This window comes from Roseofilum halophilum BLCC-M91 (genome assembly GCF_030068445.1).
Lineage (GTDB): Bacteria > Cyanobacteriota > Cyanobacteriia > Cyanobacteriales > Desertifilaceae > Roseofilum > Roseofilum halophilum.
This window is the reverse complement of the sequence record NZ_JAQPOK010000016.1, coordinates 39,323-53,862: the sequence shown is the minus strand read 5'-3', so window position 1 is coordinate 53,862 and position 14,540 is coordinate 39,323. Positions and strand designations below refer to the sequence as shown.

General features: G+C 45.5%; 17 protein-coding genes. 6 read left to right on the top strand and 11 right to left on the bottom strand.

Features of this window, described 5'->3' with window-relative positions:
• The first annotated feature begins 86 nt into the window (after positions 1-86).
• From folK to PJF56_RS02420, 3 genes are all read left to right on the top strand, one after another.
• On the top strand, positions 87-608 hold the full coding sequence (gene folK, locus PJF56_RS02430) for a 2-amino-4-hydroxy-6-hydroxymethyldihydropteridine diphosphokinase (RefSeq protein ID WP_283761045.1): 522 nt from the start codon (positions 87-89) through the stop codon (positions 606-608).
• Between the two features lie 58 nt (positions 609-666).
• On the top strand, positions 667-1,557 hold the full coding sequence (locus tag PJF56_RS02425) for a glycosyltransferase family 2 protein (protein ID WP_283761044.1): 891 nt from the start codon (positions 667-669) through the stop codon (positions 1,555-1,557).
• Positions 1,558-1,621: 64 nt separating this feature from the next.
• Complete coding sequence (locus PJF56_RS02420; RefSeq protein WP_283761043.1) at positions 1,622-2,479, top strand: glycosyltransferase family 2 protein; 858 nt, start codon at positions 1,622-1,624, stop codon at positions 2,477-2,479.
• Here PJF56_RS02420 and PJF56_RS02415 read toward each other — a convergent pair.
• The 7 genes from PJF56_RS02415 to PJF56_RS02385 form a co-directional block, all read right to left on the bottom strand.
• Complete coding sequence (locus PJF56_RS02415) at positions 2,466-3,149, bottom strand: methyltransferase domain-containing protein (RefSeq protein ID WP_283761042.1); 684 nt, start codon at positions 3,147-3,149, stop codon at positions 2,466-2,468. The two genes, PJF56_RS02420 and PJF56_RS02415, sit on opposite strands and share 14 nt — an antisense overlap.
• Before the next feature lie 179 nt (positions 3,150-3,328).
• Positions 3,329-4,069: an SDR family oxidoreductase gene (locus PJF56_RS02410; protein ID WP_283761041.1), complete on the bottom strand. Its 741-nt coding sequence runs from the start codon at positions 4,067-4,069 to the stop codon at positions 3,329-3,331.
• Positions 4,070-4,148: 79 nt separating this feature from the next.
• A complete protein-coding gene (locus PJF56_RS02405) occupies positions 4,149-4,943 on the bottom strand; it encodes a YdcF family protein (RefSeq protein WP_283761040.1) in 795 nt (264 codons plus the stop codon).
• A 195-nt stretch (positions 4,944-5,138) separates the two neighbouring features.
• Positions 5,139-5,462, bottom strand: coding sequence for a hypothetical protein (locus PJF56_RS02400; RefSeq protein WP_283761039.1), 324 nt, complete (start codon positions 5,460-5,462; stop codon positions 5,139-5,141).
• A gap of 77 nt (positions 5,463-5,539) precedes the next feature.
• Positions 5,540-6,298 (bottom strand): phosphoadenosine phosphosulfate reductase, encoded by a 759-nt coding sequence (gene cysH / locus PJF56_RS02395; RefSeq protein WP_283761038.1) that lies wholly within the window; start codon positions 6,296-6,298, stop codon positions 5,540-5,542.
• Positions 6,299-6,381: 83 nt separating this feature from the next.
• Complete coding sequence (locus tag PJF56_RS02390) at positions 6,382-7,770, bottom strand: folate/biopterin family MFS transporter (protein WP_283761037.1); 1,389 nt, start codon at positions 7,768-7,770, stop codon at positions 6,382-6,384.
• Between the two features lie 131 nt (positions 7,771-7,901).
• Complete coding sequence (locus PJF56_RS02385; protein WP_283761036.1) at positions 7,902-8,312, bottom strand: hypothetical protein; 411 nt, start codon at positions 8,310-8,312, stop codon at positions 7,902-7,904.
• A 248-nt stretch (positions 8,313-8,560) separates the two neighbouring features.
• Here PJF56_RS02385 and glpX point away from each other — a divergent pair, with 248 nt between their 5' ends.
• The 3 genes from glpX to PJF56_RS02370 all read left to right on the top strand — a co-directional run bounded on the left by glpX (position 8,561) and on the right by PJF56_RS02370 (position 11,774).
• A complete protein-coding gene (gene glpX, locus PJF56_RS02380; RefSeq protein ID WP_347179420.1) occupies positions 8,561-9,598 on the top strand; it encodes a class II fructose-bisphosphatase in 1,038 nt (345 codons plus the stop codon).
• A gap of 212 nt (positions 9,599-9,810) precedes the next feature.
• Positions 9,811-11,109, top strand: a complete 1,299-nt coding sequence (locus PJF56_RS02375; RefSeq protein WP_283761034.1) for a glutamyl-tRNA reductase — start codon at positions 9,811-9,813, stop codon at positions 11,107-11,109.
• A 110-nt stretch (positions 11,110-11,219) separates the two neighbouring features.
• Positions 11,220-11,774, top strand: a complete 555-nt coding sequence (locus PJF56_RS02370; RefSeq protein WP_283761033.1) for a zinc ribbon domain-containing protein — start codon at positions 11,220-11,222, stop codon at positions 11,772-11,774.
• A gap of 50 nt (positions 11,775-11,824) precedes the next feature.
• Here PJF56_RS02370 and PJF56_RS02365 read toward each other — a convergent pair whose 3' ends face one another.
• From PJF56_RS02365 to PJF56_RS02350, 4 genes are all read right to left on the bottom strand, one after another.
• Positions 11,825-12,259, bottom strand: a complete 435-nt coding sequence (locus PJF56_RS02365) for a hypothetical protein (RefSeq protein WP_283761032.1) — start codon at positions 12,257-12,259, stop codon at positions 11,825-11,827.
• Between the two features lie 275 nt (positions 12,260-12,534).
• A complete protein-coding gene (locus PJF56_RS02360; RefSeq protein ID WP_283761031.1) occupies positions 12,535-12,885 on the bottom strand; it encodes a phenylpyruvate tautomerase MIF-related protein in 351 nt (116 codons plus the stop codon).
• A gap of 47 nt (positions 12,886-12,932) precedes the next feature.
• On the bottom strand, positions 12,933-13,412 hold the full coding sequence (locus PJF56_RS02355; RefSeq protein ID WP_283761030.1) for a flavin reductase family protein: 480 nt from the start codon (positions 13,410-13,412) through the stop codon (positions 12,933-12,935).
• A 166-nt stretch (positions 13,413-13,578) separates the two neighbouring features.
• Entirely contained in the window at positions 13,579-14,472 is an 894-nt protein-coding gene (locus PJF56_RS02350) for an S-methyl-5'-thioadenosine phosphorylase (protein WP_283761029.1), read from the bottom strand.
• Positions 14,473-14,540: the final 68 nt, after the last annotated feature.

The window sequence follows — 14,540 nt, the reverse complement described above, 5'->3', positions numbered from 1 at the left end:
AGTTGAGCAACGAAATAATATTATAAGCGATCGCCTCAGATAACCTGGTAGACTATCGATCGCTACTCTCTACTAGGAAATCAGGTATGGTGACATCGAATTATGGAGAAGCTCAAACATCATCCAGAAGTGCGATCGCCTTGGGGAGTAACCTAGGTGACTCTAAAGCCACCTTTGACAGCACTCTGAACCTATTAGATGAAACGGCTGGCATTACGGTTCAAACTTGCTCTAGTTACTACAGAACGTTACCTATCGGCCCTTCACAACCAGATTTCCTCAACGCCTGTGCTATTTTGAGGGTAGAGTTAACCCCCCAAGCCCTACTCAAGATTTTACTCGATATCGAACGGCATTTTGGTAGAGTCCGCCGAGAACGTTGGGGGCCTCGCACCCTTGATTTAGATATCCTCTTATTTGAAGATTTAGTTCTCTCTACACCCGAACTGCAAATCCCTCACCCCTGCATGACACAAAGAGCCTTTGTGTTGGTTCCTTTGGCAGAAATCGCTTCTAAGTGGATCGAACCCGTTTCTGGAGAGGCGATCGCCCAATTAGTCGAAAAGGTAGACTGTTCTGGAGTGAGTTTATCCATTAAGCAGGACTAATCCTGTACCACTTCAGTAGAAATATGGTTTTATATAAATAAACGATTTCACTTGTGCCATGTCCGACAAGAGTCAACCCCTAGTCAGCATTATCATTCCAGCCTACAAAGCCGAAAAAACCATCGCTTCGACCGTTACAAGCCTGATTAATCAAACCTATAGCCATTGGGAAGCGGCGATCGCCTCCGACGATACCATAGACTATCTTTCCCTCCTAGCCCAACAAGGCATCACCGACCCTCGCATAAAACAAACTTTTACCGGCAGTATCGGCAATGGAGAAGCCGTCGCCCGCAATGCAGCTGTTGGCATTAGCAAAGGAGAAATTTTAGCCAACCTCGATGCCGACGATGCCTACAGTCCCAACCGTTTGCAAGAACTGGTTCCCTTAGCCATAGAATACGGCGCAGCCATTGATAACACTGGGGTTTACAACACAGAATTAATCCTCTACAAACAGCCTTTCCCAGAACGCACTGCCCTCACCTTTGCCACCCCCGATGATATCCTCAAACCCCGCGTTCCCTTCTTCCCCGTCTTCCAAAGACAATATCTCGGTACAGGTTGGACGAAAGTACCCTTCGCCGCCGACGTACTGTTCAACCTAGAACTATTAAGTCGAATCGAGAAAGTCGCCATTCACCCCCAACCCCTCTATCAATATTACAAACGAGAGAACTCCATCACCCAGTCCGCCAACGCCTTTGAAACCGCCGAACGTGCCTATAAACAAATTCTGGCACTGCTAGAAGCAGGAACACTCGATCTGACTCCGGCAATTCGGATCGCAGCCAGAGACGAATTTTCCCAAAACCTACTCCTCAACCGCCTATTCCGCCAATATATGCAGCAAAAACGTTGCCAAAACCTTGAAGAATTTCTTGATATGACCGACAATGGACACGCAGACTGGCTCAAGCTAGAACTTCAGGCAATAAATAAAGAATGATATCTAATTAAGGTAGAGCTAAATTGCTCTATACTTAGAAAGTCATTTTATTTTTCCATCAAAAATGAAAAATCCCTTGGTTTCTATTATTACTCCTGTTTATTATGGGGAAGATACCCTAGAACGAGCTATCCGTAGTGTGCTTAAACAAGATTTTCCTGATTGGGAAATGATAATCATTAGTGACGATCGGAAAAACTACGAAAAGATTGTACAAAAATCTGGACTTGACGATCGCCGTTTGCGTTTTACTTCGACAGGTCAAATAGGTTCTGGAGAGAGTAATGCCAGAAATAAAGGATTAGATATAGCTAGAGGTCAATATATAAGCTGTTTAGATTGTGATGATGCTTTTAAACCGCAAAAATTATCGACTTTAATTCCTTTGGTAAAAAAGTATGGCGCTGCAATTTCTAGTATTGAGTATAGAGACAGCAAAACCAATCTACTTTTAGAAAATTTAAGCAAACAACCTAATACTGAATTCATTACACCTACAGACGTTTTTCATGTATGTTTCTATACGGCAAGTATGCATATTTACGATCGCAGCAAAATAGAGTTATATTATGATGTAGATCTACCTGCTATGCCTGATGGAATATTCTTGATGTCATTTTTCAATACAATTGAAACTATTGGATATTGCCAGGAACCATTGCATATTTATTACCGTCGTGAAAATTCTGTTTGTAATTCAAAAGATACAGCCAAAGTCTTTGCTTTAAGCAAAAAGATAATTTTGGATAAGTTAAATTCTGGCACAATCAGCATTAAAAATGGGTTAGCAAAATCAGTAACGAAAAAACATATTGAGTTAAAGTTAGAAATGGAAGAGGTTTATGCTGAGGAAAAAATTAAAAATTCTAGCATTACTTTTCTGGAATTCTTAAAGCATCATCCACGCTTCAGCCAGACTTAGGATCTGTAACGTTGTATAGATATGTCTCAGGGTGAACTAATGCAAGTGGTAAAGATTGTTTTCTCTCTATTTCTTTTTTGACCTGAGGATATCTATCGGTAAAATCTTCTCTAATATAAAGTAAAATGTTTTGACGATACCAAGGTTCCACTGCTTCATCATTCCAGATTTTCGCTCTGATAACATCAAATACCACATATCCATACTTACGAAAATAATCTTGCCAATACTCAGGCCATTGTTCATTAACATGGCCTGTACCTCCTTGATAAGGGATAGCTGCGGAAAACATTACAACTGGCCCTAGTTCTGTCAGAGTTTTTACAAAATCTTGTGCGTAATTTGGTAAAATGTGTTCTGCCACTTCTAGAGAAACAACTAAATCAAATTCTCGACTTAAATCAATAGGCTGTTCTGGCTTAAAAGTTTGAAACTTATCTTGGGGTATCATCAGCATTTTGGGATCTACATAAGCCCCATCTATCCCTAAATAATCATCAATTCCACACTGGTTAAATACAGATAACCAAGTTCCCACCCCACAACCCACATCAATAATACTTTTGGGTTGAATTAAATCCATAATCATAGGAACGACTACTTGAGCTGATTGAATCGACCCCTGTTGTTGGGTTTTATAGAATTCCCGATCGTAGAGTGTTTCTGTCATAAATAATTGTTAGATTTTGTATATCTTGGTGAGTATACTTACTATTGAATACTATAGTAACACTGGTTGGACGGATGTTGTATCGTAGTTGATGAACTGTGTTCGCGATCGCTAAATAGTCTCTAGCGCTATTAATTAGGATTAGTCGAAAATCCTATCAATAGCGACTTCCACTAATTCTAAAGATATTCTCCACCATCGAGGGTGATTGTACTTCCGGTGAGAAAGTCTTGTTGGAGTAAAAATAAAGCGCTATCGGTTACCACTTTGGGATTCCCAGATCTTTTTAAAGGAATCCTCCGATTCGCATACTCTTGCATGAATTTTTCTGGGTTAGATTCATAGTGAGGTTCAAGAATTTGGCCGAGGGCTAAACCATTAACGGTAATTCGGGGAGCTAATTCTAAGGCTAACATTTCTGTCATATCCCACAATCCTCGCTTAGTTAACCGATAGGAAAAGTTTCCTGGTTTTGGATGAGGGATTCGGGCATCATTAATATTGATAATTTTGCCTTTTGCATTGGGTGGAAGGTGCTGGGCAAAGGCTTGAGAAAGTTGAAATGGGGCACGTAAGTTAATGGCAAAAATTCTATCCCATGATTCTACATCAATCTGGTTAAATTGATCGTCTAGAGGATAAATTGAAGCACTATTGATTAAAATATCCACTTTGCCGAAGGATTCAATGGCTTTAGGAATAACTGTATTGGTTACTGATGTATCCGCCAGATCTGCTGCATAGGTAACCGCTCGTACTCCCAAAGATTCTGCTTTTTCCTTGACTTCGGAGGCCGCATCAGCCGAGTTTCCATAATGGATAAATACATCACATCCGGCTTCCGCGAGAGCCAGAACGAGAGCGCGTCCGACGCGAACACCACCACCAGTGATCAGGGCTACCTTGTTATTTAAGTCCATGAGATTAGCGAATTATTTCTCTCTATACTCATAACCACAAAATGACTCATTTTACAAGCGATCTGGAGAAATTTAGGGTTTAAATCCAGCCTCTGAGACCATAGACAAATAGGCCGATATACTCTTTTATGGCATTGGTGGTATCTCGAAGGCGACTGCTGTCGGGAATCAGACTCATGAGGGCAGATTGCCAGGTAGTGTCGATTTCAGCCGGAGAGCGACCGGGGGGACTGAGAAAGTCCGTAGGCGCGGGAATGGCTTCGATACCTTGTTTTTGGAAGACGAGGAGCGATCGCGGCATATGAGTAGCAGACGTTACCAACAATACTCGATTAATCCCCTCTTTGTCCAGAATTCGGCGCACATTCACCGCATTCTGATGGGTATTTAAGGAACTGGGATCTTCTAAAATCGCTTCTTCAGGAACCCCCAGAGCAGTAGCAATTTTCGCCATATCTGCCGATTCTGGCGGCCCCCCATCCTCCCAATCAATGCGTCCCCCCGTGAGGATTAACCGGGGGGCTTTCCCTTGCAGATACAACTGGGAGCCATGTAGAATGCGATCGCCAGCCTCCGAAACATCCACCCAAGGTCGGGGATAGATTTGGGCTTTAATCCCCCCACCCAACACCACAATAGCCTCCGCAGCAGGCAACTCCTCCGGCGGAATATGGCGCAGTTCCAGAGATTGGATTAACGTCTGATTCACCCAACTATTCCCACCCAACAACAACACCAGCAGCGCCAAAGAAAGAGAAATCGCCGCACGTTTGGGCCATTTCCACAACAGCACCAAAGACACCACCATCAAAACACAACTTAACCCCATCGGATAAACAAATAGGGGTAGTAACTTAGAGAGAAATAAAAACATAATAGCGCTTTGCGCTGGTAATGGGTAAATAGCTCATTTACATATAATTGTATCAAGTCCTGAACAACCCCCTTAAATTTTGGGGCTAGGGAGCGAGACGCTCCCACTCCAGTCATACAGCACTTTCCGCGAAGCGGACAGGACAAACTGAGGTATGTTCCTTTAAATTCTTACTCATTACTCATTACTCATTACTCATTTCCGCCAACGTTCTCCCTTCGTGCGATTTTGGGCCAAAGAATTATTTTCCGCCCTGGGATCGGTGGGTAAACTGGGAGTATCTTCATTAACCTCTTCCTCCGTCTGCCAAGAGGTTTCAATCCACCAACTCGCCACCCCTCCCACAATTCCCCAGAGTATACTAATGTGAGGAGAAAAGTTCACTATCAAAAAGGCAAGGGTAAATCCCAACCCCACCAGTACCCCTGGGGGTAACCCGATCCTAAATCGAGAGGAGACAGGCGGGGAATCCGATTTTTCAGAGGAAGAATTCACACTCTGATTGACTTCATCGGCCATACAGTGTTTTTCGATGTTATGAGGTACAGTAATCGAAATGTTCCTTGAGAGTGTTGACCCAACCCGCAATCATCCTTCTATAAACCACTAGAGTCAAGACTTTGAGCTTCATCTTGACTGGTTGGTAAATGTAATCCACATTCTTGTTTGAGACCTTGGAAGCGGGTATCTCGTTCATGTTCATCGTCCAAACTGAGAGGGCGAGAAGAATGCCAATCGCCAACGGTCATATATCCGCGATCGAACAAGGGATGATAGGGTAAATCATGGGCAACTAAATATTGATAAATATCTCGTGAATTCCAATTCAGAATCGGTAATACTTTATATATATCCCCTTGACGGTTAATAAACTGTAAATTCTTGCGATGATCGGTTTGGTCACGACGCAAACCCGCTAACCAAGCCGTCACCTTAAGTTCCTTTAACGCTCGTTGCATGGGTTCAACTTTACGCAGTTGATCGTATTGATTCAGGGCTTCTACTGTACCTTGTTCCCACAACTTGCCATAAATGGCTTCCATATGGGCAGGACTCATGGTGGATTGGTAAATTTTCAGGTTGAGATTGAGTTTGTGGGTTAAATCATGGGCAAAGCGATAGGTTTCTGGGGGTAAATAGCCCGTATCGACCCAAATTACGGGAATATTGGGCACAACTGAAGTGACCAAATGGAGCATCACAGCCGATTGAATGCCAAAACTGGTTGTCATGGCTAGACCTTCACCAAAGGTTCTGGCGGCCCATTGCACAATATCCCTCGCCTCAATATCGGACAATTGGTGATGTAGGGTTTGTGTGTCAAGATTGGGTAGCGCGGTTATGGTTTGATTCATTAATAATTCAGGTTCCTAATTGGTAGTAATGGACTTGATTATTGATATAAGGTTATCAAAGGATGGAGACTAGAGGGGAGAATTTAAACCTTAACTAAGGAATGGGTCTTTTCTGGATCGTCCTCTGGGTTAGGAAGAGGATGGCTTGGGTTTTCTGCTAGTTGTGGAGTGCTGAGGGTGTTGTCGCTTGGCAGGAGTTTGAGGAAGGGTAAGGGGAGTAGGGAGGAGAGGTTAGTGAGGGTAACGAGCAGGGCAAGGTTGTCGAAGGTGTTGGGGGTAATGCCAAAGCTATGCATGAGGAGAGCGCCTAATTCTTGGGAGAGAACATGGGCAAGGTTGGTAATGGACATTAAGAGGGCGAACAGGGTGGCTTCGATACCGGGGGGGCAGAGTTTGGCGCAGAGAACGAGAACGGGCATAAAGGCGATTTCACCGATGACGGTGAGGATGACGCTATCTCCGAGGCTAAACCAGCGATCGCCAATTCCCAAGAGTCGATTGGTATGGGTAACCAGAATTACCGGGGTGAAGCCAAACAGAACGGCAATTACGGTACTCCAGGCGAAGATTTGCCGAAAGGGAACGGCTTTGAGGAAGCGCTGGAAGATCCAAATGCCGATTAATCCGGCAATGCTGGTAAATAGGCGGACTCGACCGAGAAATTCGGGTTGAAAGCCTAATTCGTTGGTAGTGAAGAAGAAAAAGGCGGAGTCGGAGGAGGGGGTAGCTTGCCAGAGGAAGAGGAAAAGGGTGGGCTTCCAGATGGAGGGGAGCAAGATGGCTTTTTTGAGCTGTCTGACCTGGTGTTTGATGGTTTGCCAAGCTGGAGTATAGTTGGTCACTGGAAATTCTGCAATTAACCCGGCTGCCATGGCTACAATTAAGGGAAAAATGGCGGTAATGGCAAAGACTTGTTGGGGGGTGAAGAGTTCTAATAACCATCCACTCAGATAGGCTGTGATTAATCCGCCTGTGGCTGAAGTTGCCCAACAGAGAGATTGCAGGGAGCCAACTTGACTGGTGGATTCGGTTCTGGCTCGTTCGACTACCAGGGAGTCAGCAATTACGTCACTGATGGCAACGGAGAGGGAGCTAAGGGCGATCGCCCCCGTTGCTGCTCCTGCACTATCGACCACCGTCGCCAACAGTCCCCAAGATAAACTCCCCAACAAGCCGGACAAAATCAGATAGGGACGGCGACGATAGCCCAAAATGGGCAAACCATCGGAGATAAAGCCCCATATCGGTTTGATAATCCAAGGTAGAGCCGCCACCCCCGTCAGGGCTGCAACTTGGGCAGGAGAGAGACCTAAGTCATCTTTGAGAAAAAAGCTAATCGCTAATCGGGCTAGACTTAAAACCCCTTGGACGAAATACACCAACAAAATGGCCAGTAATTCTGGGGTGGGTTCATTACCCAATAGCAGTTTTTTTAACACACTCTGGGAGCCAGGAGAGGAAAAACCAATCATGTTACAAATCTTTATATTTCTGAGTAACTATGATAGCGCTCTTGTTGGGGGGGAGTGGGGGAATGGGGGGATAGGGACACGGAGATAGAAAACTATTCCCTGTTCTCTATTCCCTGTTCCCTATTCCCCATCTAATCCCTAGATTTCCTTGTCCCTGGAGCAGCCGTACCATAATTAATCCGACAGCCCACGTTAAAAATACTTGCGCCACATTCTAGGGGCACAACCTGCTCGTTGAGAATGGCGCTACAACTGACATATTGATCGTTATTGGTATCTTTGACCATACATTCAATTGGGGTTGCGCCTGCCTGTGCTGACCAGAGCTTCATACCCAAACCAGCCACTGCATGTTGCCAAAAGAAAACGGTTAGAGCGATCGCCACCAGCACCGCGCTCGCCAGTCCAACTTTAACTTTCCAACTGCCCAATATATTGCCTAACTTCGTTTGCAGAGGTTCCAGAAAGCTGGTCTCCTCCTTCTTTTGGGTCACCGTTTCCACGGGTTTAGATGATTCTGAATTTCCTTGAGTTTCAGACATGGTATGGCTCCTGTAGTTTTCAGCTCAAGTGAGTCTTTGTCGATAATTATAGGAGATTTGCCCAAAAGCTGGCTCTTTTAGACTCCAGCCGGTCTCAGAGCAGTGAAGGGGGGCTAAAAGATGCAAAACTTAACATAATCTCAGAGACTCTCTCGTCGAACATTGGCCCCAGACTCTGATAGACTGATACACTGAAACCGGCTAAATATAAGCATTTCATTGAATTACCTCTTGGGAGAAAAACTGTGATTGAAACTACGTTGGGATTAGAAATTATAGAAGTCGTCGAACAAGCGGCGATCGCCTCCGCTCGTTGGATGGGAAAAGGGGAAAAAAACACGGCTGACGAAGTAGCCGTAGAAGCCATGCGCGAACGCATGAACAAAATCCACATGCGCGGACGCATCGTCATCGGAGAAGGCGAACGGGATGACGCTCCCATGCTCTACATCGGCGAAGAAGTCGGCATCTGCTCCCGCGAAGATGCCAAAGATTACTGCAACCCCGATGAATTAGTCGAAATTGACATCGCCGTTGACCCCTGCGAAGGAACCAACCTCGTCGCCTACGGTCAACCCGGTTCCATGGCCGTACTCGCCATCTCCGAAAAAGGCGGCCTCTTCGCCGCTCCCGACTTCTACATGAAAAAACTCGCCGCTCCTCCGGCCGCCAGAAACCATGTAGACATCCGCAAATCTGCCACCGAAAACTTAAAACTGATCTCCGAGTGCCTCGCTCGCTCCGTAGAAGAATTAGTCGTTGTGGTCATGGATCGGCCCCGTCACAAAAACCTAATCAACGAAATCCGTAGCGCTGGCGCTCGCGTTCGTTTAATTGCCGATGGAGACGTATCCGCCGCCATTTCCTGCGCCTTTGCAGGAACCAACATCCACGCCTTAATGGGAATTGGAGCCGCTCCCGAAGGCGTAATCTCTGCTGCTGCCATGCGCTGCCTAGGCGGCCATTTCCAAGGGCAACTGATCTACGATCCAGACATCGTTAAAACCGGCTTAATTGGCGAAAGCAAAGAAAGCAACATTGACCGTCTACGCAGCATGGGCATTGAAGACCCAGACCGGGTATACAGCGCCGAAGAACTCGCCTGTGGAGAAACCGTCTTATTTGCCGCTTCCGGCATCACCCCAGGAACCCTCATGGACGGTGTGCGCTATTTCCATGGTGGCGCAAGAACCCACAGCCTGGTCATTTCCAGTCAGTCCCAAACCGCCCGGTTTGTAGATACCGTTCATATGTTTGACGCACCCAAAAACATCCAATTAAGATAGGATAATTTATAACTCCAACTACAGTTAGTTGTTTCTGCTGTAAAAGATCCTCCGATCCCCCCTTAAAAAGGGGGGCACTAGAAAAAAGTCCCCCTTAAAAAGAGGGAACATTAAAAAAAAGTCCCCCTTTCTAAGGGGGATTGAGGGGGATCGGACTTTTGTGTAGAATCTGCCCGAAATCTTAGCAAGTTGCCATTAACAAACCTTAAAAAATGAATGTCGCAGTTATCGGTTTAAGTCATAAAACAGCCTCCGTTGAAGTTCGCGAAAAACTCAGTATTCCCGAACCCCAACTCGAACAAGCCATAACCACCCTCAAGCTCTATCCTCATATCGAAGAAGTAGCCATTCTAAGCACCTGTAACCGCTTAGAAATCTATGTGGTGATCAGCGACAATCAACAGGGAGTCTGGGAAGTTACCCAATTTCTTTCCGAACATAGCCAACTGCCCCTGTCTCAATTGCGTCCTCACCTGTTTATTCTCCTCCATGAAGATGCAATCATGCATTTAATGCGCGTGGCAGCCGGATTAGACAGCTTGGTACTCGGTGAAGGGCAAATTTTATCCCAAGTTAAACAAGGTCATAAACTGGGACAACAATATAAAGGCGTGGGTCGAATTCTCAACCGCTTAATGAAACAAGCCATTACTGCTGGCAAACGAGTACGCACCGAAACCAACATCGGTACAGGAGCCGTTTCCATTAGTTCAGCCGCCGTTGAACTGGCCCAAATGAAACTGGAAACCCTGGAAGAATGCAAGATTGCCATTATCGGCGCGGGTAAAATGTCCCGGTTATTGGTACAGCATTTGCTCTCTAAAGGTGGTACTGAAATTAGGATTGTCAATCGCTCCATGCAGCGAGCCGAAGAATTAGCCCGCAAGTTTAGCGACGCTTCCATCGCCCTTCATCCCATCGGTGAAATGATGGATGTGGTTCAGGCATCTGATTTAGTCTTTACCAGTACCGGAGCAACCCAACCCTTATTAAATCGAGGGAATTTAGAACCGATTGTTAATCCAGAACGCCCCTTAACTTTGATTGATATTTCCGTTCCTCGGAATGTGGCTGCCGATGTCAGCGAACTGCCCTCGGTCAAACCCTATAATGTGGATGACCTCAAGGCAGTCGTCGCCCAAAATCAGGAAAGTCGCCGCCAGATGGCAATGGAAGCGGAAAGCCTATTAGAGGAAGAAGTCGAAGCCTTTGAGGTATGGTGGCGCAGTCTGGAAACCGTACCCACGATTAACTGTTTGCGCCATAAAGTGGAGACCATTCGCGAGCAAGAGTTAGAAAAAGCCCTTTCTCGTTTGGGGTCTGAGTTTGCGGAAAAACACCAAGAGGTGATTGAAGCGCTCACCCGTGGAATTGTGAATAAAATTCTTCATGACCCTATGGTGCAACTGCGGGCGCAACAGGATATTGAAGCCCGTAAGCAAGCGATGGACACTTTGAATACGTTGTTTAATTTAGAAATTGAGGCGGCTTCTAGTAATCAATATAGCTAGAGGGAACAATGAATAATTAACAATTAATAATGAACAATTAATAATGAATAATTAAGTTCTCTAAAACTGACGTTAAACTAGATGGAGAGAAAATTTTAAGGGGAACATAAATGACCTATATGTGTGATTTGGGTGCAGGACATCGCCTCTACTTGGATAATCAAGGGATGCAAACCCTGGTAACGGTGATCGCCAGTAGTCCAGGGCAACAACAGCAATCGAGTAATAGTTGGGAAACAGGCAGTTGGAGTAGTGCGCCGGAAGTGTTTGCAACGGGGGGTGGTGTGGTGGTTAAAATTAAAGCATCTGGGGGCGATCGCTTCCTTCAAGTTCAAGGAATGCAAATGGGAACCGTCAGTTCAACCAATGTTCCTTCCCAGCAACAGGCGATCGGCTTACAAACTGTTGAATCGATGCCTAATTCCCCCGAAACCATGAAACCCATGGAACCGATGAAACCCATGGAACCGATGAAAATGGGCAATATGGAAATGAGTTTTTCACCCATGGAAATGAAAATGGGCAATATGAACCTGAAAATGGGATCGGCTGCTTCTTCCGAGTCTTCCTCGACGACTCCTCAACCGCGCTTTTGCAGTCAATGCGGTACAGCGATCAAAGCAGACGATCGGTTTTGTTCGAGTTGTGGGCATCGTCTGAGATAGGGGACGCACCCATAGAGGTGAGTGAACAGTACCCATGTAGGAGAATTCCTCTAGAGTCCCCAATCTGTTAAAAAGCGATCGATGCTTTCTTCGACTACACTAGGGGCTTGGTTTTCTTCCGATTCCAGAGAACTATAGAGGTAGGAAAGTCCCAGTAGGGCAGGAATCAAAATTAAAATAAACGTCACACAAGCGAACAGATTACTAATATACTGAACGTTAAGCGGTATCCAGGCGTTCCATGGCTCAGAATCCGGTCGTTGATGGTGTCGGCGCTCCCGTCCTGCTAAAATCACTAGATAAAACCAACGGTTAAACACTGGAAAAGAGAGCCGTAAATCTACTGGATGGACTTCCCATTGGCGATCGCCCAATTGCTTCTTAATCTCCTCCAGTTGCTCTTCGCTAAAGGTGAGGGCGATATGAGTCGGCATTTTAGACAAAAAACGACTTAACATCGGATCGATGGGAGAAAATGGCTTCATAGCTCTAGAGGTCAAACAACAATTAATCTATCCATAGGTATACGGTAGATCCTACAAATGAGGCGATGTCCCCCGATCCGATCTAAGTTTGGAGGTAGGTTAACCGGATTTGCCAACCTACCCCCACTCTCCGATCATTATATCCAGTCCCGTTTCCGCAAGCGGACATGAAAATGGGATTCAAGAAGCGGGCAAGATGCCCGCACTCCTTCAATCCCTTGAGGTTACTGGAGTGGGAGCGTCTCGCTCCCTAGATTTGAATTTCGGACTTGATATTAAAAAGTCCCACTATTCCAACCCCACATTTTACCCTCAGCACCGGCAAACTCAATATAAGTACGATTAGCGGCTACTCCTAATTTTTCAGCGATCGCTTGGCAAAAGTCCTGACTCATACTCTTAGTTTGAGCCGCACTCATTCCGCCAATATTCTTCACCTCAATGTAGCATACCGGATCGAACGTTCCCCCAAATGTCATCGGCACATCAGATTCAAAGGCCGTCATCACATAGGATTCTGGTTTACCCACATGCTGGGCTAACTGAGTCGATAGAGTTTTGAGCAAATCGTCAATTTTTGGACGCTCTGGGGATGGAGCCGATGTTTTCACTTTGATCAATGGCATAGATTAAATTAACCTCCTAGTTGTTATGTCTGACGATCGCTATTGTCCTAACCGCCATAATTCCAACCCGTAGTTTCGAGTAAAAGCGGTTCACCTTCCCGGTGAATTCCGGCGGCAATCACTTCCCCAACAAATACCGTATGATCCCCTTTGGCTACCGATCCGACCACCTGACATTCCACATAGCCTAATGTATCGGTAATAATCGGACATCCAGTTTCACCCAGATAAAATTCCACCGATTCAAACTTATTTCCCACTCGACGTTGAGGCTTGAAAAATTGCTGGGCTAAATCCTTTTGTCCTGCTTCCAAAATACTTAAGGCAAAGACCCCACTCGATTCAATCATGGAATGAGAGATAGAGCTAGTATTCACACAATTCACCACCAAAGGCGGTGCAAAAGAGCCTTGCATCACCCAACTGGCAGTAAAACCATTGACTTCTTCCCCATTTTTCACCCCACAGATATACAGTCCATGGGGAATTTTCCGTAACATGGTTTTTTTAGCCTGTTCATCTAACACAGGAATTTCTCCCAATACGTTGTCTACCCAGGTTAGTTTAACAAAAAATAGAGCCAGCAAAGGATAAAGAATCCTAAAGTTTGACGACTCCCGAAGAAACAGCCCTTGTTGAAGCACGATGTACGGCAGACCAGAGGGAACTCCTGTAAGCCATTGATGGAGATCATTACTTCTGCAAATACTTATCCACCAACAGGCCTAACTTTTTGCGCGTAGCTTCCGGCATAAATTCCGGTCGAGTGACAATGGCATATTTTAAGGCAGAATGGGCTTCAGAGACGGGGGGATTTTCGTGCAGCCGACCCACAGTTTCTTGGATCACTTTTTGAGCGTTTTCTGCATTATGATGTAAGTTATCTAGAATCATCTCAACACTCACATGATCGTGATCGGGATGCCAACAATCATAATCGGTGACTAAATTCAAACTGGCATAGGCTATTTCTGCTTCTCTGGCTAATTTGGCTTCTGGGATATTGGTCATACCAATCACGGTTGCGCCCCAACTGCGATAGAGTTCTGATTCGGCTTGGGTGGAAAAAGCTGGGCCTTCCATGCACAAGTACGTGCCCTGTTTATGTAGGGTAAGATCGGGTAAGTCTAAGCTTTCAATGGCTTCTGCTAACACTTGACTCAATTGGGCACAAACGGGATGGCCAAACCCAATATGGGCCACGATTCCATCGCCAAAAAACGTGGATAATCGATGTTTTGTGCGGTCAATAAATTGATGAGAAATGACTAAATCGCGGGGTTTTATTTCTGCTTTCAGAGATCCTACCGCCGAGGCAGAAATGAGATATTCAACCCCTAATTGTTTCAGGGCGTAAATATTGGCTCGAAAAGGAATATCAGACGGCATCAGGTGATGGCCGCGGCCGTGACGGGCGAGAAAGGCGACCTGAGCGCCGGAAAGTTTGCCCACAATTAGATCATCGGAAGGGGAACCAAATGGCGTTTCGATCTGAATTTCTTGTACATCTTGCAGTGCTTCCATCTGATAGAGTCCACTGCCACCAATAATGCCGATTTTAGCGCGAATTTTTGTTGAGTCAGTCATAGAAAAGAAGAGTCGAGAAAGGGGCTTTTTCCCTACTTTATCATCAAACTCGGATCGTTTATGAGGAG

Excerpts from the sequence above, each read along its gene's own strand:
- folK (WP_283761045.1), top strand. The coding sequence starts at position 87 with ATGGTGACATCGAATTATGGAGAAGCTCAAACATCATCCAGAAGTGCG.
- PJF56_RS02425 (WP_283761044.1), top strand. The coding sequence starts at position 667 with ATGTCCGACAAGAGTCAACCCCTAGTCAGCATTATCATTCCAGCCTAC.
- PJF56_RS02420 (WP_283761043.1), top strand. The coding sequence starts at position 1,622 with ATGAAAAATCCCTTGGTTTCTATTATTACTCCTGTTTATTATGGGGAA.
- PJF56_RS02415 (WP_283761042.1), bottom strand. The coding sequence starts at position 3,149 with ATGACAGAAACACTCTACGATCGGGAATTCTATAAAACCCAACAACAG.
- PJF56_RS02410 (WP_283761041.1), bottom strand. The coding sequence starts at position 4,069 with ATGGACTTAAATAACAAGGTAGCCCTGATCACTGGTGGTGGTGTTCGC.
- PJF56_RS02405 (WP_283761040.1), bottom strand. The coding sequence starts at position 4,943 with ATGTTTTTATTTCTCTCTAAGTTACTACCCCTATTTGTTTATCCGATG.
- PJF56_RS02400 (WP_283761039.1), bottom strand. The coding sequence starts at position 5,462 with ATGGCCGATGAAGTCAATCAGAGTGTGAATTCTTCCTCTGAAAAATCG.
- cysH (WP_283761038.1), bottom strand. The coding sequence starts at position 6,298 with ATGAATCAAACCATAACCGCGCTACCCAATCTTGACACACAAACCCTA.
- PJF56_RS02390 (WP_283761037.1), bottom strand. The coding sequence starts at position 7,770 with ATGATTGGTTTTTCCTCTCCTGGCTCCCAGAGTGTGTTAAAAAAACTG.
- PJF56_RS02385 (WP_283761036.1), bottom strand. The coding sequence starts at position 8,312 with ATGTCTGAAACTCAAGGAAATTCAGAATCATCTAAACCCGTGGAAACG.
- PJF56_RS02375 (WP_283761034.1), top strand. The coding sequence starts at position 9,811 with ATGAATGTCGCAGTTATCGGTTTAAGTCATAAAACAGCCTCCGTTGAA.
- PJF56_RS02370 (WP_283761033.1), top strand. The coding sequence starts at position 11,220 with ATGACCTATATGTGTGATTTGGGTGCAGGACATCGCCTCTACTTGGAT.
- PJF56_RS02365 (WP_283761032.1), bottom strand. The coding sequence starts at position 12,259 with ATGAAGCCATTTTCTCCCATCGATCCGATGTTAAGTCGTTTTTTGTCT.
- PJF56_RS02360 (WP_283761031.1), bottom strand. The coding sequence starts at position 12,885 with ATGCCATTGATCAAAGTGAAAACATCGGCTCCATCCCCAGAGCGTCCA.
- PJF56_RS02350 (WP_283761029.1), bottom strand. The coding sequence starts at position 14,472 with ATGACTGACTCAACAAAAATTCGCGCTAAAATCGGCATTATTGGTGGC.